A 22,907-nucleotide genomic window follows, 5' to 3' on the forward strand; every position below is an offset into this window, starting at 1 on the left:
GCGCGAACCTGCCGTGGCTGCGTGCTACTAACTAATCCTCAATTCGGCACCCGAGCTCGCTTGAGAGCGTTTCGCCAGCTCGCCACCGTCACCGTTAGCAAGCATGCAAACAAAAGCAGCGAGAAGACTGCGTTGACCGAAGGCGTGAACCCAAATCGCATCTGGTTGAACACCCAGATCGGCAACGTCGGTGAACCACCCGAAAGGAACAGGGTGACCATGACGTCATCGGCTGAAAGGGTGAGACCGAGAAAAGCGCTGGCCACGATCGTTCCCCTGATCATGGGGAACAGAACGTAGGCAAAGCTTTGCCACCGGTTGGCCCCAAGGTCCAACGAAGCTTCCATGAGGCTTGGATCGATGCGCCGCAGCCGCACCAACAATAGAAGCAGAGTCACCGGCATGACGAAGCTCATCTGCCCAACAACAATGCGCGTGATACCGGACGGGATACCGAACAGTTCTGTCCCCAGCACCATCTCGATGCCCAGGACGACGCCCGGGGTGGCGATGGGAAGGGCGAACGCCATTTCATAGAAACGCGCTCCCTTCAGTCTGGCGTAGTGCACGATCAGAGCAAATGCCGTGCCGACTACGACCGATACTGATACGACACACGCTGCAACCACAAGAGAGCGCCGCGCAGCCTCGATCAGGGATTGGTCCTGAAGAAGTTCGTGGTACCAATGCAGTGTCAGCCCCTGAACCGGAAAAACCTGCAAGTTTGCCGAGTTGAACGAGAACAGCACGATGATGGCCAGCGGCGCGTACAGGTAGGCGATAGCCGCGACAAGACCGAAGGCGCCAAAACGGCGACCCAAGCGGGTCGCAGGGTTCGCCGCAGGCGCAACCGCTTGATCAGACTCTCCGCCGACCATGACCCCCTTGGAAGGACACAGAGCGATGATGACGCCAAGAAGCAAGCCAGCGCTCAGCATCAGAGCAACGGCGACAGCCGAGCCGTAAGGCCAGTTGTTTGCAAAGCCAAATTGTGTGGAGACGACCACCCCGAGGGTCGTGCCATCAATCCCACCGATCATCGCCGGAGTGACGAAATCGCCAACAGTCACCAGAAACGCCAGTGAAAAGCCTATCGCCAGGTTTCTGCGCGTAAGCGGCCAGACAAGATGGACGAAGGTCTGAAAGGCGGTAGCGCCGGAGTCTTCGGATGCTTCGAAGAGGTCCCGCGGGATCTTCTCGAACGCCCCCATAGTCGAGATGAAGATGAACGGAACCGAGATGTAGGCGAAGACGATAACAACTGCAGTCGGGCTGTAGAGAAACGCTTCCGATGGCGCGTCCAGAACTCCGCTGGACACCAGCGCCGCATTGAGCACCCCCGACTGGCCTAGGATTACCCGCCATGCAAAAATTCGCATGAGGAGGCTGATCCACAGCGGGATTACTATAAGCATTGTCAGTAGGGTTTTGTTCCGCCCTACGACCCGGCCAACATAAAAGGCGAGCGGATACGCAATCATGGTTGCGAACACGCAGGCTATGAAACTGTACGACAGCGTGCGCCACAGCAAGGCCCAGAAGCCTGCCGAATTCCAGATCCGCGCGTAATTCGTCAGTGAGGGTTCAAAGAGGATGACACCCGCCGAGGACTTGAGAAAGCTCGTTCCTATGAGAAGGAGGTTCGGCAGGATAACGATGAGGAACAGCCAGGCCACCACGGGAACGCTTGCGAAACTGAAATTCAGCGGCAAGCGTCGCCGGAACATGCGCTCTAGAGACATTGTCGCGACGCTATCAGTCATAAAACACCTGCGTGTTTACGAGATCGAAGGCGACCTGCACCGGTTGACCGGGCGAGAAAGTTGAGTCTCGTGCGGCTGGCACGGTTCCGATCAAGCTGAGACCACCGCAACGGACATTGACCTCACAATTCGTCCCCAGGAAAAGGACGTCTTCGACTATTCCCGGGATCGCGTCGGGCGAACGCCCTGCTCCGTTCAGAGCCTTAACGTGCACTGCCTCGTACCTTATGGCCATCCGCGCCGTTCCGCCTCTATCGGAGGTGAGGCCGGCAATTCTGGTCCCCTCAATCGTGCCAGCGTAGCCATCGCCCGTCGGTTCGAAACGAACATGAATAAGGTTCGACCGCCCGACGAACCTGGAGACGAACTCGTTTTGCGGCGCAAAATAGATTTCGCGCGGCGTACCCAGTTGGGCGATCTTTCCGTCATGCAGGACGACGACGCGGTCAGACATAGACAGCGCCTCGCCCTGATCGTGCGTGACATACATGAACGCGATTCCAAGTTCCTTCTGCAGGGCAACCAATGTGTGCTGCATCTGCTGGCGCAGACGTAGGTCAAGAGCGGCAAGGGGCTCGTCCAGAAGAAGAAGTTTTGGCCGTGAGACGATGGAGCGCGCCAGAGCCGCTCGTTGACGTTGCCCCCCTGAAAGTTGATGCGGCAGCCGGTCCGCAAAGGTCGACAGTTCGACAAGGGAGAGCGCTTCCTCTGCCTTCTTCCGGCGGTTTGCCTTGTGCTCGCGCTGCATCCGCAGGGGATACTCGACATTTTCCCGCACCGTGAGGTGCGGGAACAATGCATAGCTCTGGAATACAGTGCGAACGTCCCGCTTAAAGGGCGGAACAGCGTTCATCGCCTCTCCTTCCATCAGAATCTGCCCGTTGTCAGGCCTTTCGAAGCCGGCGACGGTTCTGAGGATGGTGGTTTTACCGGATCCGCTTGGCCCAAGTATCGAAAAAAACTCTCCGGGCTTCACCGAGAATGATACCTTGTCGAGCGCCGGCTTTTGTGCGCCCTCATAGGTTTTCGATACTCCGGCAAGCGAAAGTACCGGGCCGGTTTCACGTGTTCCCATGGCCAGTCTCCAGAGCTAACTTGAGCCGATATCAAAGGGTGCCGGCGAGGAAATCATTCCAGATCTGGATTCGACGCTCGACATCTTCGGGCTCTCGGAAGAACACGAGGTTATCCTTGAAATTCGGGTCTTCGGAGTCCGGGATGTTCGTGTTCTTCAGCTCTTCTTCAGTAAGCCCTGCCTTGAGGGCGTCCGCGCCAGTGAGAATGCCGTTGCTTCCGGAGAATTTCATGAACCTCGCCTGCCAAGGCAGCGACATGGTGTCATCAAGGAACTTATAAACGATATCCCGCTGCCCCTTGGGCGTCACGAACGTGCCTTCGATCCAGGAAGGCGTGCCTTCCTTAGGCAGCGAGTACTTTGAATTGACCCCCTTTTTCTTAAGCGAGTTCACAACAGCGACATTGTGGCAGTAGCCGATCACCGCCTCGCCGGAGGCGTAAATGGTAGCCGCATCGTCAAAGCCGCGCGTCACCACCCGCACCTGCTGCCTCAGTGCACGGAGCGCGTCGGTGACCCTTGTAAACTCTTCTTCGGTCAGGCTGAACGGGTCCTTGGCTCCGACATAGAGTGCGACCATCGGAATATTAACGGTAGCGTCATCGAACGTCGTCACCTTGCCTTTGTAGCTTTCGTCCCACAGGTCACCCCAAGTCGTGGGTGGCTCTTTGATCACATCGGCATTGTACTGAAGTGGCTGCGTGCCCCAGTGGAGCGGGATGCCCATAACGGTACCGTCGACGGAGAGAGGCTCCTTCCAGTTCAGACCAGGAAGGACATTTGCAACATTGGGAACTTTGGAGATATCGAACGGGCCGATTTGTCCTGCCGTCTTGAGACGCCCGGCTGTGGAAGCCTCGGAATAGACCACGTCGGGCTTCACAGCGCCGGATTGGAGTTGCGCGAAGACTTCGTCAAGCGAAGAGATGACGACGGGTTTTATCTTAACGCCGCCATTGGCCGCTTCCCATTCGGCTATCCAATCAGGCTCATGATAGGTCTCCCATGTAAGGAGGGTGATCGGTTCCTCGTCCGCCCAAGCGTTTCGAATGATTGCCGGCGCGAGAAGCGAGGTGGCTGCGATGGCACCACCTGCTTTCAGGATCGTGCGGCGAGTAGCCGACTGCTGCATTTTATCGGACATTTTTTTGATCCCCTTTATATCTAACTAACGGCAGTTAGATTGCCTCCAAATCGCGGCCAGAGTCAATCTCTTTTGAAATGATGTCTTCCAAGACCGGACTGGGGAGAAGCTGGCCGTCTCCTAAGAATTGCCAGAGCGGAGACATACATATAGATGAAGCCGTAAGCAGCATTGTTAGCGAACGCTCAAAGCCGCCATTTTGTAAGGACCCTGTAGATGACTCTGCCGCCTCGAGTTCAGCAAGCGTGTGATGAGATGCGCCGCCACCTCGATCAATTTAACTGGACCAAATTGACCAACGGGCGTCGCCAAGTTCTTGAAGCTTTTCTCGAACTTGCAACAACGCAAGGTTTCTCTGGCGTAACGATGAGAGGACTTGCCAAGGCTCTCGATGTGAAGGCGTCCAGTATCTATTTTCATTTTCCGGACGGGCGAGATGAAATCGTCGCCCAGACGCTGCGATGGCATTATCACTGCTGGGGTTCCGCGATCCTCAGCGCTGTCGAGAACAGCGCTGGCGTGGGCGAATTTTGGGACAGCATGGTCCGGACACATGTGAAGCGGCAGCTCGAACTTCCAGAAAGCGATCTATGGGACATACTCGTTGCTACAGATCGTATTTGCGGTTTCCTACAGCCAGGAATTCGGCAGGAAATTGAGCACTGGCTGCAATTGTGTGTGCGAATGTACGAGGCAGCGGCCTGCGAAATGGGCTACAAGAATTGTGAGGTTTCGGCGCGGGCCATCATGAAGCTGCTCGATGGTGTTAGGTCATGGTGCGACTGGTCAGGACCAGGCAGCGATCTCGAAGCGTGCACCGCGCGGGCCATCGCGATGTCGCGCGCTATATTGGCGTCGCAGTCTGATCAGGCAAACGCCTCCATAGATCGCGTGGGGAGTGCGAGCACGGCGCCAGCCCGATCAAGCCGGCGATGATCTATGCCACTGATCTATAAATCAGAAGGAATCAACTCGCGGTTCGCTTCCTGTCGGGTTGTGTGTGAGCAATCAGGTCCTTGATTGTGCAGAAAACTCGAGCGGGTGCCGCGTGGCCTCGGCGTCGGGTTGCTGCCTGGGCAGCAAACATAAATGGCGGCAACTAAGCTATGCCAATCCAAGTAGTGCCCTGGCTTCCTTAGGTGTCGCCAGTTCGCCCCCTAACAGGCGAATTATCTTGGCGGCTTTCTCGACGAGTTGCGCGTTCGATGACGCCACAAGACCTTTTTCCAGATAAAAATTATCCTCCAGACCGACGCGCGTATGCCCACCCATGAGGTGCGCCTGCGCGACAATCGAAAATTCTGCACGGCCAACCCCGAAAGCCGACCAAAGCGCACCATGCGGCATCGCGCCCAAGAAATAGGAGAGCATCTGCGCCGTCGCTGGAGCACCCCACGGAACGCCGAGAGCGAACTGCAGGAAGCTGTCTTGAGGGATCGTTCCGGCCGCCATCATCTTTTGAGCCAAGGCAAGGTGACCGGGCTCAAATATCTCCAGCTCGGGCTTCACACCTGCGAGCATAATACCTGCCGCGATTTGTTCGATCTGTGCCGGCGTGTTGACGAGTGCACCTCGGCCGAAATTCAGTGAACCCATGTCCAGACTGCAGATTTCGGGCTTCAGTTCCACTATGTGACGAACCCGTTCAGCCGGCGGCCTTACATTCGATCCGGCGTCAAAACCGTTAGTCGTTTCGAGACTCGGAACAAACCGGCCTCCCGGGCCGGTGGTGAGATTGATAACGACGTCAACGCTGGCGCCACGGATCCGATCGACCACTTCCTTGTAGTGATCGAGTTCCATACTCGCCTTGCCGGTGTCAGGATCACGTACATGAATATGTACAATCGCAGCACCCGCCTTTGCCGCATCAACCGCCGCAGTTGCTATCTGTCGCGGCGTTACCGGCACTTGCGGATGCCGTTGTACGGAATCGTCACCACCTGTGACAGCGCAGGTGAGTATCGTAGGTGTTGTCAAGCTCCCCTCCTACTTTCTGATGAACCCACTGGAATCGACGTGACAGCTCATGCTCGAAGTCGCTTGGGAAAGGTCAGCACGGAAACGAGCCTTGACAAATTGCTGACGTTTTCCAGCTCAAGCATCTGCCCCTCGATTTCCTTGATCTCGTCGCTCGAATACAGGCCCGCAAAATCCATGCATTTCTGAAACTTGCCGACTACTTCCGAAGATCCGAAGCGGCTGTTTGCGGGTTCGCCCGGCGAGTCATGGCAAAGCTTCTCAAACACACGGCCATTCTTCATTTTGATGGTGATGGGGCTATCGAAAGCTTCCACGCCCCCTTTTGGCCAGTCCTTGTGAACCGTGACGGTAACCCTGCTCCTAGCCTCTTGCCATTTGGGATCCACGGCCTTTTCATCCGAAAAACTGTCAAGGAAGACCGTGCCTTCGAGGAAACAAGCGACGGTAGCATGAGGCAAGCTGAATCGCGCCTGTTCTGCGCTAACGGGCTGGTCGTACTTTAGTATCTGCGAGTGCGTTACGTTTATCCCATGATCCACACTTTCGACATCCTCCCAGCGAAGCCCGTGCTCGCGTATCAGTTCCAAGAGGCCGTCCATGTTTCGGTGCTTGAAGAAGCAGCATGGGTATTTCTTGATGCCGACATGATAGATTCGGTACCCGTCGCCGAGTTCAAGGTCGAACGTCGGCGTATCAGCCCATAGCTCCCCGAAGCCGTGCGTGCCTTCAAGGATGTCTGGTTGCCCGACATAGCCGAGTGAGGCGAGCTCCGCCGAGCAGACGCCGTCGCGGCCGGCAAAACCGGCCTCGATGATGTGCGCGCCGCTCCCAGTCTGCTTCAGGAGACCGGCCGCTTGGGAAACGGCCAAACTGATCGCAGCAGTCGTCTGCTCAGGATCGAGATTCATCAGCTTGGCCGCCGCGACTGCATTCCCGATGGTGCCGAGAGCGGCCCAGCTTGCCCATCCCTTCTTCATTCCTCGGTCGAAGGCGAGCCCAAGCCGGGCAGCCACCTCATACCCAAGAATGAGTGCTTCGAGCAGCCGCTCCCCCGAAAGCTCGTACTTTTCACTCAACGCGAAGACAGCCGGCCAATGTCCGCAGGAGTACATGGTCTCCGGGAAGCTGTCGTCCTCCAGTTCGGTTGCGTGGGCAGAATTGGCGTTGGCAATCGTTGCGTATTCCACCGGAGCGCGGAAACCAGCGCCGTATACGCCAGCTTCGGCATGACCACCTTTGCTCTGAACGTATTTGATGATCGTCTGGCCGACTTTCATCTTCGTGCCGGCGAGGTTCATGCCGACATGGCTCAGCCCCAGAAGCTTCGTGTATTGGACGACGTCCGAAGGCACATCTGAAAGGGACGTTGCGCGAACGAATTCGGCGATATCGCGTGTAGTAGTGGCTCCCATCGTCTTCTCCTCCCACGTTCCGATTTTCGGCACAAAATACAGCTTATTGCAATTATGTCGGTATTTGCCCTAGTGTCAACTCGATCAGTGATGACAAAATCTAAGCTGGATTTGACAAGCTCGAGCCAGCATGCAATATACCATAAACCTAGACGCTGTATCGTTTTTCGGGACAAGGCAACGTTTTACCTCCATCTCGCGACAAAGCGCGCCGTCCCGGCTGGCTCATCGCACCGAAGATTCAGGGGGGCATAATATGCTCGAAGTGAAGCAGTTGTTTGCGGGATATGGCCGTCTGACGGCCCTCAAAGGCATCAACCTTACTGTCAAACAGGGTGAAATCGTGTTCGTCGTCGGCCCCAACGGCGCAGGAAAGTCGACATTACTTAAGACCATTGCAGGCCTTATGTCTCCAAGTTCGGGCGAGATTTTCTTTCAGGGTAGCCGCATCGACAGGAAGGTTCCGGAGCAACTATGCCGTAGCGGACTCGCGCTCATTCCTGAGGGGCGTCACATTTTCAAAACACTGACGGTTCAGGAGAACTTGAAGGTCGGTTCGATGATCCGAAGAAACTCCGCTGAGGTGCGGGCGGACCTGGAGACCATCCTCGACACGTTTCCCATTTTGCGTGAGCGCTTCAATGGCATAGCGGGACACCTTTCTGGCGGTGAACAGCAGCAGCTGGCTATCGCCCGCTCAATTCTGCAGCGCCCTTCTCTACTTATGATTGATGAACCGTCGCTGGGATTGGCACCGTTGGTCATCGATCAAGTATATGAAAGTTTGCGGACCCTTAATCAGTCGGGCCTGACGCTACTTATTGTCGAACAGTCAACCGCTAGGATCATGGAGCTCGCCTCTCGCATCTACGTTGTTCGAAACGGCGATGTGGTGCTAGAGGGAACGCCTGATCAATTGGCAGACGGCCGCGCCCTGGATGCCGCGTATTTCGGTTTTGCTTCGGCGACGGCTTAGATATCGAATGTGCCTCTCACGCCGCAGGCTCTGCATAGCTGGCATGCAAGGCCCAGTCGGCGGCACTGAGCCGACCTGCGGCAAGTTTACGTTGATGCCAGTAGGGGTAGAGGTAAGGGGGAAGGCTGATGTCATTCAATCGAGCGAGCTCGCCCGGGCTTAACGTTACATCGACGGACGCGATATTTTCCAAGAAATGCTGCTCGGTGAGGCCGCCCACCACTACTGAAGTGACCCCTGGCCTGCCAAGCACCCAGGCCAACGCAACATGCGACATCGGAATACCGCGCGCGTCGGCTATGTCCCTTATGACATCGGTAATGCGCCAGAGACGCTCCTCGTCGCGGATCGGCGGCCCGTTCCAGCTGACATCGTCGCCGCACCATTTCGGCGGGTTTTCTTTACTGAAGAGGCCCGAAAGGAGCCCGGACGTTAGAGGGCTCCAAACCATGATCCCGACACCTTGATCGACAGCAATCGGAAGCAACTCGTACTCTGCCTCACGCGCTTCCAATGTGTAGTGAATTTGTTGGGCGATGAAGCGTGGGTAGCAGCGCATTTCGGCAACATGCAGCGACTTCATGACGTGCCACCCTGAGTAGTTGGAACACCCAGCGTACCGAATTTTGCCTTGCCGCATGAGCGTGTCCAGTGCCTCGAGTGTCTCCTCTATGGGTGTAAGCCCATCCCATTCATGCATCAGATAGAGGTCGATGTAATCGGTACGTAGCCTTTCGAGGCTCCGTTCACATTCGCGAATTATGTGATAGCGCGATGCACCCTCGTCGTTAGGTCCGTCCCCGACGCGCATACGCGCCTTCGTCGTGATGAGTACCTGATCGCGCCAACCCAGGAGGACCTCGCCCAGAATCGCCTCTGACCGTCCGCCCGTATACATGTTGGCTGTGTCGAAAAGGTTGATACCGCCGTCAACGCAGACATTCACCAAACGCCGCGCCTCTGCTAAGCTATGCGCCTCTCCGAAAGACAGCGTCCCCATGCTTAGAGCGGACACTTTCAGCCCGCTGCTTCCCAGATTTCTGTACTGCATGCTCCTTCTCCATGTTCGCCAAGCCAAATCCAGAGCCAACACGAGCTCGTCCGCGAATTAGCTGGAGAGCGCTATATTCTCACTGCTGCCGGCATGCAGACAGCCGGCACTGCCAGCCAGCAGGAACGGAAGATCGAGGACTAGATCCGCAGTTCTCACCCGCTGTCATCAGCAGGCTCGGTCCAAATCCGCCCTCTCCGTGGAGGAGCTCGGTCGTTGTTTACCACGCAACCCGCATGCATGACGGCACCATGCGAGTGCCAATGGTGTTGCTCGGAAGATTTATGGTTCCGTTTTTCGGCACTTTGTCCTGAAGAACTAAACATGGTACGGTAGTCGAGTCAACAGTTTCCAAGCCTCAGCGGTTGCACGGCAAGACTACGAGGGGCTGTAGCGCCGACATTCAAACGTGTTCCAAGGATCGCTTCATGCCATCGAGTTGCTCGTGGAGAGATCCTTGCGTATTCCTGGAAGGGTCGCTTGAACAGCCGTTGTTCTGTCGGACTTGGTGACTGTAGGCCAATGGCCTATTTCGGCGAGCGGCTGGATGTCGACAAAACCCCCGGACTTCAGTCGCCGTTGATCATGGCTGGGAACGGCCAGTAATTGGAGCTTGGCAACGCTCGCGAAAGCACTTGCGACGCTTGAATTGAGGTGGCGGCAGAGGCGAGGTGTAGCTTTTTTGCCAGGCCAGTAATTGGAGCTTGGATGAGCGTTTCGTCGCGTGCTCTGGTGGAACAAAGAGTCCGTATGTACCGCATTTCGAGGCATCGCATCGAATTATGATACATATGGCGGTTTGAGTTTTCGTCAGATTGGGTGTGGAGGCGAGCGGCCAATGGACGTCGCTGGCCTGCTACCGGTCTAGTTCCGGAGGAGTTTGGCGAAATTCCTGCTGCGTCACCCGCGCAACATCCCTTGACAAGTCCCGCACCTAAGCTTCTAATGTCATTATTTAGCACAAAGTACCGTTTTTCGGGACGAACTGGACAAAGGTGAACTATGAGCATCAGCGTCGGCGTGGATGTAGGCGGAACTTTTACCGATCTTTTTATGATGGATACGGAGAGCTTGGAGTTCCGCACCACCAAGATTCCCACAACGGTCGATGATCGGTCCCGGGGATTTTTGAACGGCCTGGAGACTATTGGCGCGCGACCTGCCACGATCGACTGGCTCATCCACGGCACCACGGCCGGCACGAATGCCGTTCTGGAGCGTAAGGGTGCGCGATGCGGTCTGATCACGACTCGCGGCTTTCGGGACGTCCTTGAGATAGGTCGCAGAACGCGCCCGAACGCCTACGGTCTATCGGGCAGCTTCGATCCCTTGATCGAACGCGATTTCCGTCTCGAAGTCTCCGAGCGGATCGATTCCCGCGGCAACGTTGTCGTTCCGCTCAACGAGGATGAGGTACGGGCAACCGCTCGTCGGTTGCTGGAGATGGGCGCCGAAGCGCTGGTCGTGGTCTTCCTGCATTCCTACATTAGTGATGATCACGAGGCGCGGGCGGCAGAGATCGTTCGGGAGATCTGGCCCAATGACCACGTCGTAGCGAGCCACGAAGTCATACGCGAAATGCGGGAGTTTGAGCGCTCCAGCACCGCTGCTATTCACGCGTCGATTGGGCCTGTGGTCAGCCGTTACATCTCTGATGTCGCAAGTCAGCTGAAGCAGAACGGTTTCAGGAACGAATTGCTCGTAATGCAAGCAAACGGCGGAATGATGGCTTCCTCGCTCGTAAGCCGCCATGCCGTCCAGACAGTTATGTCGGGCCCGGCTGCTGGTGTTCTAGCGGCAGCAGCCATCGCCAAACGCGCGGGGATCGACAATCTGGTTACCGGGGATATGGGTGGCACGAGCTTCGATGTCGCAATCGTATCAAACGGCGAGCCAATTGTATCGTCTGAAAAGGATCTGGCCTACGCCGTTCCGATCCGCATCCCAATGATCGACATTCATACGATCGGCGCTGGTGGTGGCAGCATTGCCCGCTTGGACAAAGCAGGCATGATACGCGTCGGTCCAGAAAGCGCCGCCTCGTTTCCCGGGCCGATCGGCTTTGGGAGGGGAGGCAGCGAACCCACTATTACGGACGCCAACTTCCTGCTCGGGCGACTGAATCCGAGCGTGGTCACCGGTTCGGCTGTGGCGGCCCCCCTGGACAAGATTGCCTCTACGCTCGAAGACCGAATCGGGCGCCAGCTTGGCTTCGATGCTTACCAGACAGCGGCGGCAATCCTGGACGTCGCAAATGCTGAACTCGCGGGAGCCATTCGGCTGGTGTTGATCGAAAAAGGCCACGACCCTCGTGATTTCGCTCTAATGCCATTCGGCGGCGCTGGGCCGCTGCATGCGGTATCGATCGCGCGCGATCTTAGCATTCCCCGCGTTCTCGTCCCGCGCTACCCAGGTCTTAATTCGGCACTTGGCTGCGTCCTCGCCGATGTTAGGCATGACTTCGTTCAGACAGTCAATGAACCGCTGGGCGGGCTCAACCGCAACTCCATTCAGAACTTACTTGCCGAGCAAGAGCGCGCCGGCCGTGATCTGCTCGAGCAGGAAAAAGTGAGTGTTGCCCATGTCGAGGTGTCGCACGAGTTCGATCTTCTTTTCCGTGGTCAGTCACACACGCTACGTGTGCCGATGCGGGGGTCGCACTTCGATCCCGAGGCTTTGGAGGCGAACTTCCTTGCCACATATCTGGCACGGTACAATCTATCCTTACCCGAGATGCACCCGACACTCGTGAATGTGCGTACAACCGTTATCGGCGTGCGGGAACGGATAGACCTCGGCATCTTCAGGCCGAAGCCGGGCAGACTGGAAGATGCCATTACCGGATCGCGCGACGTCTACTTCGGTGATCGGTGGATTAAGTCGCTGACATACAATCGCGACAAGCTGCCCGAGGGCTCCGAAATTAGCGGTCCTGCAATCATCGAACAGCCCGACAGCACATTTGTTCTCCACCCGGACGCAACCGCCAAAGTCGACGATATTGGCAACCTTCTCGTGCATGTTCACGGCTGAACCCCGCCCTGTCACTGAGGAAAACTGAAGATGTCCAAAGCCCTACAGCGCGACGGCGCAGTCTCCATGCTCGCAGATGTCGACCCCGTCACCCTGACGGTCATCGAGAAAGGTCTTCAACAGGTTTGTACCGAGATGGATCTTGTGCACGAGAAAACTTCGTTCTCGCCGATTATCTCGGAAGCGTACGATCGCGCAAACGGCATCTACCATCGCGAGGATGGCCGAATGATCGCTCAAGGCGAATTAGGTTTGCCCATCTTCTTGGGGCAACTCGCAGTCACCACCAATACGGTTATAAGGACCAGGGACGATCTAGTCGACGGTGACATTGTCATCATGAATGACCCCTATTTGGGCGGCTCCCACCTAATGGACGTCAGGATGATCCGTCCGTTCTACTATAATGGCCGTCTGTGGGCCTATCTCTCCAACGTCGGCCACTGGCGGGACACCGGTGGAGTCGTTCCGGGAGGGTTTACGACTCGGTCGACGGAGATCCATCAGGAGGGCTTACGCATCCCCCCCATCAAGCTTGTGAAGGCGGGCGAGATGCAGGATGACGTGCTCCAGCTCATCCTTAACAACATCAGGGTGCCTAACGATTCTCTTGGCGACGTAAAGGCGCAGATTGCAGCGCTCAGCGCCGGCGCGAAACGCTTGACCGCTCTGCTTGACCGTTACGGCGAGAACCTTGTGGACCAAGCCATTGCCGAATTGGAAGTGCGCTCCGAACGCCTGATGCGATCCCACATCGAGACGATTCCCGACGGCGTCTGGAGCGCGGTCGCTCATGTTGATAGCGATGGGATCGTGAACGAGCCGCTGACAATTCGTGTGAACCTCCAAGTTTCTGGATCTGACATGCAGGTGGACTTCGCGGGCTCGAGTGCGCCGTGCGCCGGACCCTTGAACACCGTGTGGGCGACTACGCTCAGCGCCGTTTACATCGCGCTGAAGCATATTTTCCCAGATGTTCCGATGAACGCAGGTTGTTTCCGCCCTATCCAGGTGGAGGAGCCGCGCGGCACCTTCCTCTATGCCGAATACCCTAGTCCTACAGCGGGTTCGGCGGCCGAGGTATCACAGCGCATTATTGAAGCCATCTTGTTGGCGCTCGCACCGGCCATACCCGATAGGATCTTCGCTCCGCCGGCGGGAACAAGCGGCAATCTCAGCCTCGGCGGCGTCGACCCATTAACTGGTGAGAACTACGTCATGTATTATTTTTCCGGCGGAGGCTACGGGGGTTGGTATGACGGTGACGGTATTAGTAACGGCTGTGCCACTATTGGCATTTCCAAGACGCAACCGGTCGAGGTTCTGGAGCTTCGCTATCCCGTGATCTTTGAGCATTATTCGCTTCGAGAGGATTCGGGTGGGGCCGGAAAATATCGAGGGGGATTGGGCGTCGATTATCGAATGAAGCTCCTGAGGGGAACGGCAACGGCCTCATTCATGATGGACCATGGACGGCAGGGCCCACCCGGCACGCTTGGTGGGCTCCCCGGGGCTGCGAACGAAATTGTCGTCTCTCGCGATGGTCAAGCCGAGATACCCGAACACATTTCAAAGGGAGAAGGATATGTCATGCGACCAGGAGATTGGATTGATGTGAAAACCCCGGGTGGAGGAGGATATGGAGATCCTTGCGAAAGAGACTGCGGTCGCATAGCGAAGGATGAGAAGAGTGGTTACCTGGCTCGAACGAGCAGCTTTATGCCCTCGCCGGGTGAATAAAAGTGGGCGGCTTTGACACGATCAAAGTCGCAGAAAGTTCGAGTTCCAGGGGGAAATATTCCTATGCGATTGAATGGCAATGTCGTAGACGAGCTGAATCGCTCGATAGATCAATTGAGGCGCGAATTCGCGCAAAGAAATCCGCTGAGCGAACGCGCTGCTCTCGATGCGAGGCGGGTTCTCCCAGGAGGCAATACCCGATCTGTGCTGTTTTACGAACCGTTTCCGCTGACGATCCTATCCGGAAAGGGGGCCGACATAACCGATCTGGACGGCCATAGCTATGCCGATTTCGTCGGCGAGTTTTCCGCCGGATTGTACGGCCATTCGGATGCAGTCATTCGGAAGGCCATCATCGACGCGCTCGATGATGGCACCGTTCTCGCCGGCCCCAATCGATACGAGGCAAAGTTCGCGGAATCCTTGCAATCTCGTTTTCCCAGCATGGAACTCCTGCGCTTCTGCAATTCCGGTACTGAGGCGAACATCCTTGCCCTCGTTACCGCGCAGTATTTCACGCGCCGGCGCAAGATCATGGTTTTCGAAGGTGCATATCACGGCGGCGTGCTAGTTTTCCCAATTGGTGGAAGCCCGATTAACGTGCCGTTCGATTTCATCGTCGCTCCCTATAATGATGGCGACGCGGCTGCGAAGCTTATTAAAGAAAATCAAAACGACCTTGCGGCCGTCATCGTCGAACCAATCTTGGGCGCGGGCGGAAATCTTCCGGGCACGACCGATTTCTTTTCCGCTCTCAGGCGCGAAACTGAAGCTGTCGGAACGCTCCTGATCTTCGACGAAGTCAAGACCTCGCGTTGTGGCGCTGCCGGAATGCAGGGCCGGATTGGCATCAGGCCAGATTTGACGACCCTCGGCAAATATCTTGGCGGAGGGTTGCCGATTGGTGCGTTCGGTGGGCGTACCGACATCATGGATCACTATAATCCCTACAAGCCTGACTCACTACGCCATGCGGGGACCTTCAACAATAATGTTTGCACGATGGCCGCTGGACTCGCTGGTTTGACGAAGGTGTTTACGCCTGAGCGTGCTGACGTCTTTCATGAGGAAAGCGAGCGGCTGCGACTGGAGTTCCAGCGGATCGTCGATCTCAGTTCCGTGCCGTTGTGTTTCACAGGTCTCGGATCGCTCTGTACACTTCATCTTGCTGGAACGCCGCTTCAGGAAGCGGCAGATGTGACACCGCTTAGCCGTCGGGTCGGCCTTCTTTTCCACATGTACGGCTTGCTGAACGGCGTCGCCGTCGCCGGGCGCGGAGACTTCTACCAATCTCTTCCGATGACTGCGGCACATCGCCAAGCAGCAAGCGCGGTCCTTGCCGCGTTCGTTGGCGAATATGGAGAACTAATCTCCAGTCTCGCGGAAGAGAATGCGCGGGCACTCCCGCGAAGCGCTTGCCTACAGCGCATATCTACCAATCGTCAAAGCAACGCGTGATTACGGGAGAAATGTGGTGGACGAGACTTCGGCCAAGAGCGCATTTGATCAAGCCATGAAGAATTACAAACCTGAGTTTGGCAAGTTCTTTCTGGCGCAGTTGCTGGCGCTCGATATTTCGTACCCCGATGATAGATGTGTCATCCGCTTTCCTGTGCACGACTTCCTCTTCAATCCGCAGGGATCGCTGCACGGCGGGGTCGTTGCCACGGTGATGGATATTTCGATGGGGCATCTCCTCCATCGCAGCTATGACCGCGCCGGTACGACAATAGAAATGAAGGTTCAGTACATGCGCCCGATAAATGCTGGAACCGCTGTCTGCACCGGACAGTTCTTGAAGCGCGGGAGGAGTATTGCGTTCCTGGAGTCTCGCCTTGAGGACTCGTCAGGAGCACTGGCGGCTATCGCCACATCAACGTGGAAGTGCAGCAAACCGGGTCAGAACGAGAAAGAGATCGCTGAGCGCATCTGAAATCGATCAGGCAACCGTCGAGCGCTGGGCGATGCCGCGTCCTCCGGGTTGATTCGTATTCCAACTTGATCTTGTCCGAAGGTGCGAGGTTGCAATGCGGCCAGCTTTTTGGAACTATGTCCTAGATTTCTGGGTTTGCAACGGGGCTGACTGAGCGGTTATTGCATTCGTCAGAAGCGTGGCGTGACAATGCGTAAGGAGGCAAATGCGATGACCGAAGAGTCCGATTCGGCGGCGGGACCACTTGAACGGTATATTTCCTTCCTGGAACTCATCGCAGCATTCCCTGGCGAGCTTACAACCGCAGATGTCGCGCACGCGCTGCAACTACCGAAATCGACAGCCCACCGGCTGCTGCGTGTCCTGAGCCGCTCGGGCCTTGTCGAGGGTGGAGATCACAAGGAGCGCACCCTTTCACTTGGAAATCGACTGACGCGGCTCGTGTATGCTGCTGGCCATGCAGATTGGATCGAAGCTGCAGTTCTGCCAACGCTCGTTCAAGCAACGGCGAAGTTTCCAAATGCCTCTATTTTTGTGTCTCGACTGGCCGGCCATCGCGTCTTTGTCGTTGCCTCGGCCGCAGGTGATCCACGCTGGAAAAGCTATGTCATACCGGGCCAAGAGTTGCCTCCCCATGCCGCAGCGAGCGCCAAAATCATTCTCGCCCATCAGGACCCATCGATATTAGACAAGGCACTGGAGAGGCCTTTGCAGGCTTTCACCCGGAACACGGTTACCGATCCTGGCATCGTCAGGAAGGAGATAGAGGAAGCTCGCAATGAGGGCTTTGCAGCTTGCGTGGAGTGCATTCACGAGGGGATGTCAGCATTATCGGTCCCGATCCACATACCGACAGACGGGGTCATTTACTCGGTTGGCATCACTGGCCCTATAACGCGCGCGATCACGGAAGATCGTGCGTCTATCGTAGCCCTGCTGCGGGAAATCGCTAAGGCCCTGACACCCATCCTTTCGCTGCGCGGGCGTACTGGAGGAAAGGCGGCGTGATGTTCACGCTGCGAAGGAATGATGGTCAGTCCTTCACGCCGGTCGCGAATGCTGCGGCCCATGTCTCGCCATAAGCCTGTTATAAATCCGATCCGCGGACAGGCGGAACGTGTACTAGCTTGCCTGGATTGAAGGTCGTCGAAGGGTCCAGTGCTCTCCGAACGCGCTGCATCAGGGATAAGGAGGTGCGATCCTTGTAATGCGCCAGAAGCTCGATCTTTGATTGGCCGATGCCGTGTTCCGCGCTGATCGATCCTCCCAGTGTCGTAACGAGGTCGTAAACTGCCCGGTTGATGCAATCCGCGTCTTCAGCGGGGGCCAAAACATTGAAGTGTATATTGCCGTCTCCGACATGCCCGAATGCAATCGGCCGTGCATGGGGGACGTGAGTTCTTACAGTTGCTGGAGCTCGCGCCAGGAAATCGGAGATACGCGAGACTGGGATCGAGATGTCGTGCTTGGCGCTTGGGCCATGGCGGCGCTCGGCTTCTGTGATCTCGTCGCGCAGACGCCAAAGCTCCACGCGCTGCTTCTCGCTTTGCGCCAGCACTGCATCCATTGCAATGCCGATTTCAAAAGCGCTCGCCAGGCTTCTTTCGACGATATCATCGAGGACCACTTCCTTCACCGTCGCGGAAACCTCCGCCAACACGTACCAGGGGTAGGACTGTTCAAATGGATCACGTGCTTCCTCCACCACTCCGAACACGAGATCGAGGCAGACGCGCTCGATCAGTTCAAAGGCGGTCAGTGAGTCTCCAAGTTCCGATTGGAGATACCTTAACAAGCGAACAGCTGCCGCTGGCGACGGAACGGCGATAAACGTCGTAACGCATGAGTGCGGCAACGGGAAAAGCTTGATCGCGGCCGCCGTGACAATACCGAGAGTGCCTTCCGAACCAATGAATAGCTGCTTGAGATCGTAGCCGGCATTGTTCTTACGGAGTCGCTGAAGCCCGTTCCAAATCGACCCGTCGGCCAATATCACCTCAAGGCCCAAGACCAGCTCACGCGTCGAGCCGAAACGCAGAACGTTGGTTCCCCCGGCATTTGTAGAGACTATGCCGCCAATTTGCGCGCTTCCTTCCGCCGCAAGACTGATCGGTAACAGCCGACCAGCAGTCCTAGCAGCCGCCTGCGCGTTCTGAAGAATAACGCCGGCCTCCACGACGATCACGTTGTCGAGGAGATCGAGGTCGCGAATTCGATTGAGGCGCCTCAACGACACCACGATCTGCTGCGACCCCTCATGCTTGGTGAGTGGCACGCCGCCGCCGACCAATCCAGTGTTGCCGCCCTGCGGGACGACCTTCACGCCATGGGCTGATGCGATCCGCACCGCGACGGCCACCTCGTCCGCTGTGGACGGCTCCACAACCCCAAGCGCCGTTCCGCGGTACCGGCTCCTCCAGTCCACGAGATAAGGAGCCATGTCGTTTGCGTCGGTCTTGATGGCCGAATGCCCGAGCGCCGATCTCAGCTCTCTCAGAAAGGGTTTCTCGTGCAGTTTAAAAACCTCCTGCTTCGGCAGCTACCGGGAGGCTCCCGGCCCCGCCGCCGCTAGATTTCCGATTAGTAGCTATGTTCGTCGTATGCCACAGGCGCCGCCACATTGCCGCGCACATGATCAATGGCCTTGCGAACCTCCGCCAGATACTCGGTGACGGTTGCAAGGTGAGCGGGATTGACGCCTTGCTGAATGGCTTTTGGTTCGCGCATGCGCCCTCGTAGCCAGCCGCATTCTTCGAGGCGATCCGCAACGGCATAAATGTCGAGCTTGGGGTCGCTGGTTGCAAACGAGATCAGATTGCTCTCGCCATTCGGCGTCAGGCAATAAATGTCGGGAATTGCATTCAAGCCTTCTATCAACTGCATGGTGGCATCCATCGTGAGCTTCGCCGCCCGAAGGTAGCCCTCCACGCCGAGAAAGTGCATCACGGCCCAAGCGGACGCGATCGCTCCGCCGGCCTTTGTTCCAAGGAAGGTAGGGGTGGAATAAGTACCACGCGGCCAGCCGCTGAAAGAGAAGCGTTCGTGTTCTTGATCCTCGACATCTCGATAGAGCACGACGCTTGCACCTTTAGCCGCATATCCGAACTTATGAATATCCGCCGACAGGCTGGATACGCCAGGCACGCGGAAGTCCCACTCGGGAATTGGATACCCGAGCCGCTCGGCGAACGGCGAAAGAAATCCTCCCCAGCAGCCATCCACATGAAGACGCAGGTCTCTTTCTTGCGCCAGCCTTCCGATCTTGCTGATCGGATCGAAGGTTCCAAATGGATAATTCGGCGCAGACGCAAAGAGCATCATCGTCTTTTGGTCGATCGAAGTGCGCAGGAGTGCAGGGTCTGCCCGGAATTCAGCGGTGTGCGGTGTCCGCCTGATATCGACGCCCAGGAGTTGACCAGCCTTGTCGAGGCAAGGGTGAGCGGTCTCGCAAGCCACGATGTTGTAGCGTCCATCTGGCTCGCCGCGCCTGTGCCGCGTCAGGTCGCGCGCGGTCTTGACCGCCATGAAAATGCTTTCGGTTCCACCCGACGTGAAGGAGGCTCCGGCGGCCGCGGGTGCGTTGAAGAGCGATATCGCCATCGACTTGATGTCGTCGGTCATCAACTCGAGGCTCTTGAAGGCGCGGCCGGCGCCCAAGCCGTTTTCGGCTATGTATTCGCCATAGGCCTCGCGCTGCACATCAAGGGTCTCGTCGTCGACGAAGTAGGTATAAGAGGGCACCCGTCCAGCGCGCCAGTCGAAGTCGAGCGACTTCATCTGCCTGAGCTCCTGCATTATGACGTCTCTTTCCAAACCCTTTGCCGGTATCTGCTTCATCTCGCGTTATCCTGAATCTGCCCGCTTTAGCTGCGGGACAACCTCGAAGTGAAAGTAAGGGGCACTCTGCGCTGGCGCGATAGTTCCGAAGCCGGCTAGGCTCTTACGGAACTTGTGTCTTCAACATCGTTCACAAAGGCTGCACCGTCTTCCTCAGCCGTTTTTAGGCTAGGTGCCTCCGGTGCTTCGGCTGCGTGGTTTGCCATTGACCAAGGCAAGCTAAGTTCTCGCCCGCCCATAATCCCGCCCTTCCGAAAGACCAGGATCAGTAGCATGATGACGGCGAGGATCAGCTCCTGCGACCCCGGTGGGAAAGCGATGTCCATGGCCCCAAGCTGAAAGCCTGCTTCCGCGCGGCGGAAGACATCGATCACAACACTGATAACAGCCACGCCTAATACTGTCCCTGCGAGGCTTTGCATGCCGCCAATCACGAGCATCGCCACGATCAAGAATGTCTGGTTCAGGAAAAAGGTCCCGATTGAGACGGTGCCCGTGAAATGCGCAAAAAGGACGCCGCCAAGTCCTGCCACGAAGCCGGACAAGGTAAAGGCAAACAGACGCGTCCAATAGAGGGATATGCCCGAAGCGGCGGCGGCTATTTCATCCTCACGCGTAGCCCTTAGCATGAGCCCCCAACGTGATGTCTGGTAAAGATAGGCGATGACAATAGCGACGAGGGCACACGCTAAAGCGACCCAGATCGTCACGTAGACGGGCAGGCCCACGATGGTTGATGTCCCCATCGTGACGCTATCCCAATTGGAGTAAACGACATTTAGGATGAAGAGGAGCGCGAGCGTCGAGATCGAGGCGCCTAGGCCAGTAAGCCGCATCAGGACTAGCCCCGACAGAAAGGCGACGCCTCCTGCCAATCCAATCGACGTCAGTGCCGCCGGCAGAAGGGGGAACGTATTGTCACGCAGAAAGGCAGGCAGACCAGACATAGTTATGGGCTTTAGCATCTGGCAGCACGTCTGCCATGCTGTCGCATAGGCGGCGATCGCACAAAAAGCCATATGCCCGAATGAGACGATCCCGGAATTGCCCACGAATATGTATAGGCCGACGGCGAAGACGAGGCGTATCAACGCTTCTGTGGCGACGCGGTGCACGCTCGGCGAGGTGAACTGTGCAAGGAGGAGCACTGCGATCAACAACGGGACGACCAAGCCAATAACTGGGAACATGAGACGGACCAGGCGCATCACACTCTCTCCTTGGCAGCGCTCGTCACGATCAGACCCTGCGGACGCACGAGCAAAATGAGAATGACCAGCGCGAAAACACCGGCATCGCGAAAGGCACGCATGTCCTCCGGGAGATAGGATTGCAGTAGGACGCTGACGATCCCGACGATGAACCCGCCTAGAACGGCGCCGGGCAAGGACCCCATTCCCCCGATAACTGTGGCGAAGAACGCGTAGACGACGAGCATCATGCCCAGTCTGATGTCGAGCATCCCCGTCTGTATCACGAAAAGCAACGATATGGTGCCGCCCAGGATACCGCTGATCGCGAACGCGATGGCAATGACGCGGTTGGCCGGCACACCAAGCAGTCGAGCCATCTGGAAGTCTTCAGCCGCTGCTCGCAGCTGGACGCCAAGTGACGTCTTCTTGAGGAACAAGACCAAGGCTATCAGCAGCGTAACCGCGACCGCCATCGTCAGGAGTTGCACACCAGGAACCCGGATTCCGAACAGCTCCACGGCCCGAGTGAGCGATTCGCCTATGCTGACTGCTTTCGGGCGCCCGCCATGCAGCAGAGTGAGGAGACTTTGCAGGAAGTAACTCACGGCGAAGGACGAAATTAGAAGGGTCGTCGGATTGGAACTGCGCAGTGGACGAAAGGCGATGCGTTCGGTCAATAGCGCCAGGACAGTGACGGTCAAGACAACGCAGCCGATCATCAGTGCCGGCGGCAGGGCGCCAAACAGCAGCGGAGGTGTGATCGACGCAGTTGGCACGACGAGCGAATAGGCACCTATGGTAACGTAATCGGCCTGGGCGAAGTTGATGAGCCTCATCACACCGAAAACCAAGCCAATGGCGAGCGCGACGAGAGCATAGAGACTGCCAAGGGCGATCGCGTCGATGAGGACTTGCACAACGTTGGTCATGAGACATCCTATATTACTGCATCTGCGCGAGAGGTTTTGTGTCCGAGATATGCGCGCAGCACATTCGGATCCATCTTGATCTGTTCTGGAGTGCCTTCTGCCAGGCTCTTGCCGCCGTCCAGAACGTGGATCCGCTGACAGACACCCATGATGACTTGCATGTTGTGCTCAATCAGCAGCACGCCACATCCGAAGCGTTTCGGAATTCCAGTAATGGTCGCCATTAGCTGCTCGCACTCTCGATCGTTCATGCCGGAAGCGGGCTCATCGAGCAGTGCAAATGACGGCTGTACGGCTAGTGCGCGTGCGATGCTGATACGTCTTTCGTCGCTGTAAGGCAGTGAATGGCAGAGGCGATCATGTCCTCGGTTATAACCGATCCATTCGAGTATATCTCGGGCTTGGTCCGTGGCAGACGTGTTCGACAGACCAATGCCGAGACCAGCGACGGTAAGATTTTGCAGCACCGTCAACTCGCGGAAAAGCCTCGCGGCTTGAAAACTGCGTGCAATACCTGCTTGCGCCATCTTTCTTGCCGACAGTGCCGAAACATCTTCGCCATCGAGACTAACGACGCCGGGACTTGGGCGTTGGAACCCACTGAGAACATTGACCATAGTGGTCTTGCCGGCCCCGTTCGGCCCAATAAGTCCCAGTATATCCCCGGCCTGTAGAGTGAGATCGACACCGCGCAGCGCTTTGATGCCACCGAAAGCAACATGTATGTTCTTGGCCTCAAGGACCTGTTTCCTACGTTGACCCATAGCTCCACCTTACGAGGTGCCGTCATAAAATCTTGTGTCCGCCCGCGTGGGCGGACACAGTCGGACATTCGCCC

At 56.9% G+C, this 22,907-nt stretch carries 18 protein-coding genes; 7 read left to right on the plus strand and 11 right to left on the minus strand.

The features are described from left to right. Positions 1–38: 38 nt before the first annotated feature. The 3 genes from USDA257_RS08850 to USDA257_RS08860 are packed head-to-tail and all read right to left on the minus strand — an operon-like array spanning position 39 to position 3,982. Positions 39–1,763, minus strand: a complete 1,725-nt coding sequence (locus tag USDA257_RS08850; RefSeq protein WP_014762580.1) for an ABC transporter permease subunit — start codon at positions 1,761–1,763, stop codon at positions 39–41. After that, positions 1,756–2,838 (minus strand): ABC transporter ATP-binding protein, encoded by a 1,083-nt coding sequence (locus tag USDA257_RS08855; RefSeq protein ID WP_014762581.1) that lies wholly within the window; start codon positions 2,836–2,838, stop codon positions 1,756–1,758. The genes USDA257_RS08850 and USDA257_RS08855 overlap by 8 nt, the downstream gene beginning before the upstream one ends. Before the next feature lie 31 nt (positions 2,839–2,869). After that, positions 2,870–3,982 carry an extracellular solute-binding protein gene (locus USDA257_RS08860; protein WP_014762582.1) on the minus strand — a complete coding sequence of 371 codons (1,113 nt, stop codon included), beginning with the start codon at positions 3,980–3,982 and terminating at the stop codon, positions 2,870–2,872. Positions 3,983–4,198: 216 nt separating this feature from the next. Between USDA257_RS08860 and USDA257_RS08865 the strand changes: the two genes are divergently transcribed. Next, on the plus strand, positions 4,199–4,918 hold the full coding sequence (locus tag USDA257_RS08865) for a TetR/AcrR family transcriptional regulator (protein WP_041414030.1): 720 nt from the start codon (positions 4,199–4,201) through the stop codon (positions 4,916–4,918). A gap of 168 nt (positions 4,919–5,086) precedes the next feature. Here USDA257_RS08865 and USDA257_RS08870 read toward each other — a convergent pair whose 3' ends face one another. Then, a complete protein-coding gene (locus USDA257_RS08870) occupies positions 5,087–5,962 on the minus strand; it encodes a 3-keto-5-aminohexanoate cleavage protein (RefSeq protein ID WP_014762583.1) in 876 nt (291 codons plus the stop codon). Between the two features lie 47 nt (positions 5,963–6,009). Further along, positions 6,010–7,410 carry an MmgE/PrpD family protein gene (locus USDA257_RS08875; protein WP_144051912.1) on the minus strand — a complete coding sequence of 467 codons (1,401 nt, stop codon included), beginning with the start codon at positions 7,408–7,410 and terminating at the stop codon, positions 6,010–6,012. A gap of 223 nt (positions 7,411–7,633) precedes the next feature. On the opposite strand from USDA257_RS08875, the gene USDA257_RS08880 reads away from it, so the two are divergent. Then, entirely contained in the window at positions 7,634–8,353 is a 720-nt protein-coding gene (locus USDA257_RS08880; RefSeq protein ID WP_014762585.1) for an ABC transporter ATP-binding protein, read from the plus strand. Positions 8,354–8,369: 16 nt separating this feature from the next. On the opposite strand, the gene USDA257_RS08885 is transcribed toward USDA257_RS08880, so the two are convergent. Next, entirely contained in the window at positions 8,370–9,404 is a 1,035-nt protein-coding gene (locus tag USDA257_RS08885) for an aldo/keto reductase (protein WP_014762586.1), read from the minus strand. A 1,002-nt stretch (positions 9,405–10,406) separates the two neighbouring features. On the opposite strand from USDA257_RS08885, the gene USDA257_RS08890 reads away from it, so the two are divergent. The 5 genes from USDA257_RS08890 (at position 10,407) to USDA257_RS08910 (ending at position 17,118) form a co-directional block, all read left to right on the plus strand. After that, the gene (locus USDA257_RS08890; protein WP_014762587.1) at positions 10,407–12,437 is read left to right on the plus strand and encodes a hydantoinase/oxoprolinase family protein; all 2,031 of its coding nucleotides are present in this window, start codon (positions 10,407–10,409) and stop codon (positions 12,435–12,437) included. A gap of 30 nt (positions 12,438–12,467) precedes the next feature. Further along, on the plus strand, positions 12,468–14,177 hold the full coding sequence (locus USDA257_RS08895; protein ID WP_014762588.1) for a hydantoinase B/oxoprolinase family protein: 1,710 nt from the start codon (positions 12,468–12,470) through the stop codon (positions 14,175–14,177). A gap of 63 nt (positions 14,178–14,240) precedes the next feature. After that, a complete protein-coding gene (locus tag USDA257_RS08900; RefSeq protein ID WP_014762589.1) occupies positions 14,241–15,635 on the plus strand; it encodes an aspartate aminotransferase family protein in 1,395 nt (464 codons plus the stop codon). Between the two features lie 16 nt (positions 15,636–15,651). Then, positions 15,652–16,110, plus strand: a complete 459-nt coding sequence (locus tag USDA257_RS08905) for a PaaI family thioesterase (RefSeq protein ID WP_048657363.1) — start codon at positions 15,652–15,654, stop codon at positions 16,108–16,110. 210 nt (positions 16,111–16,320) lie between these two features. Further along, entirely contained in the window at positions 16,321–17,118 is a 798-nt protein-coding gene (locus tag USDA257_RS08910; RefSeq protein ID WP_041414031.1) for an IclR family transcriptional regulator, read from the plus strand. A 79-nt stretch (positions 17,119–17,197) separates the two neighbouring features. Here USDA257_RS08910 and USDA257_RS08915 read toward each other — a convergent pair whose 3' ends face one another. From USDA257_RS08915 to USDA257_RS08935, 5 genes are all read right to left on the minus strand, one after another. Further along, positions 17,198–18,550 (minus strand): FAD-binding oxidoreductase, encoded by a 1,353-nt coding sequence (locus USDA257_RS08915; RefSeq protein ID WP_014762592.1) that lies wholly within the window; start codon positions 18,548–18,550, stop codon positions 17,198–17,200. 140 nt (positions 18,551–18,690) lie between these two features. Then, positions 18,691–19,887: a pyridoxal phosphate-dependent decarboxylase family protein gene (locus USDA257_RS08920; RefSeq protein ID WP_161623529.1), complete on the minus strand. Its 1,197-nt coding sequence runs from the start codon at positions 19,885–19,887 to the stop codon at positions 18,691–18,693. A 155-nt stretch (positions 19,888–20,042) separates the two neighbouring features. Then, complete coding sequence (locus tag USDA257_RS08925) at positions 20,043–21,155, minus strand: branched-chain amino acid ABC transporter permease (RefSeq protein WP_014762594.1); 1,113 nt, start codon at positions 21,153–21,155, stop codon at positions 20,043–20,045. Further along, positions 21,155–22,069: a branched-chain amino acid ABC transporter permease gene (locus USDA257_RS08930; RefSeq protein ID WP_014762595.1), complete on the minus strand. Its 915-nt coding sequence runs from the start codon at positions 22,067–22,069 to the stop codon at positions 21,155–21,157. The genes USDA257_RS08925 and USDA257_RS08930 overlap by 1 nt, the downstream gene beginning before the upstream one ends. Positions 22,070–22,077: 8 nt before the next feature. After that, a complete protein-coding gene (locus tag USDA257_RS08935; protein ID WP_014762596.1) occupies positions 22,078–22,833 on the minus strand; it encodes an ABC transporter ATP-binding protein in 756 nt (251 codons plus the stop codon). Positions 22,834–22,907: the final 74 nt, after the last annotated feature.

It is taken from the genome of Sinorhizobium fredii USDA 257, from assembly GCF_000265205.3.
GTDB lineage: Bacteria > Pseudomonadota > Alphaproteobacteria > Rhizobiales > Rhizobiaceae > Sinorhizobium > Sinorhizobium fredii_B.

Bases quoted from the DNA above. Each gene is read 5' to 3' on its own strand.
- USDA257_RS08860 (WP_014762582.1), bottom strand. From the start codon at position 3,982: ATGTCCGATAAAATGCAGCAGTCGGCTACTCGCCGCACGATCCTGAAA.
- USDA257_RS08880 (WP_014762585.1), top strand. From the start codon at position 7,634: ATGCTCGAAGTGAAGCAGTTGTTTGCGGGATATGGCCGTCTGACGGCC.
- USDA257_RS08925 (WP_014762594.1), bottom strand. From the start codon at position 21,155: ATGCGCCTGGTCCGTCTCATGTTCCCAGTTATTGGCTTGGTCGTCCCG.
- USDA257_RS08895 (WP_014762588.1), top strand. From the start codon at position 12,468: ATGTCCAAAGCCCTACAGCGCGACGGCGCAGTCTCCATGCTCGCAGAT.
- USDA257_RS08920 (WP_161623529.1), bottom strand. From the start codon at position 19,887: ATGAAGTCGCTCGACTTCGACTGGCGCGCTGGACGGGTGCCCTCTTAT.
- USDA257_RS08850 (WP_014762580.1), bottom strand. From the start codon at position 1,763: ATGACTGATAGCGTCGCGACAATGTCTCTAGAGCGCATGTTCCGGCGA.
- USDA257_RS08890 (WP_014762587.1), top strand. From the start codon at position 10,407: ATGAGCATCAGCGTCGGCGTGGATGTAGGCGGAACTTTTACCGATCTT.
- USDA257_RS08930 (WP_014762595.1), bottom strand. From the start codon at position 22,069: ATGACCAACGTTGTGCAAGTCCTCATCGACGCGATCGCCCTTGGCAGT.
- USDA257_RS08915 (WP_014762592.1), bottom strand. From the start codon at position 18,550: ATGGCTCCTTATCTCGTGGACTGGAGGAGCCGGTACCGCGGAACGGCG.
- USDA257_RS08855 (WP_014762581.1), bottom strand. From the start codon at position 2,838: ATGGGAACACGTGAAACCGGCCCGGTACTTTCGCTTGCCGGAGTATCG.
- USDA257_RS08885 (WP_014762586.1), bottom strand. From the start codon at position 9,404: ATGCAGTACAGAAATCTGGGAAGCAGCGGGCTGAAAGTGTCCGCTCTA.
- USDA257_RS08900 (WP_014762589.1), top strand. From the start codon at position 14,241: ATGCGATTGAATGGCAATGTCGTAGACGAGCTGAATCGCTCGATAGAT.
- USDA257_RS08910 (WP_041414031.1), top strand. From the start codon at position 16,321: ATGACCGAAGAGTCCGATTCGGCGGCGGGACCACTTGAACGGTATATT.
- USDA257_RS08865 (WP_041414030.1), top strand. From the start codon at position 4,199: ATGACTCTGCCGCCTCGAGTTCAGCAAGCGTGTGATGAGATGCGCCGC.
- USDA257_RS08935 (WP_014762596.1), bottom strand. From the start codon at position 22,833: ATGGGTCAACGTAGGAAACAGGTCCTTGAGGCCAAGAACATACATGTT.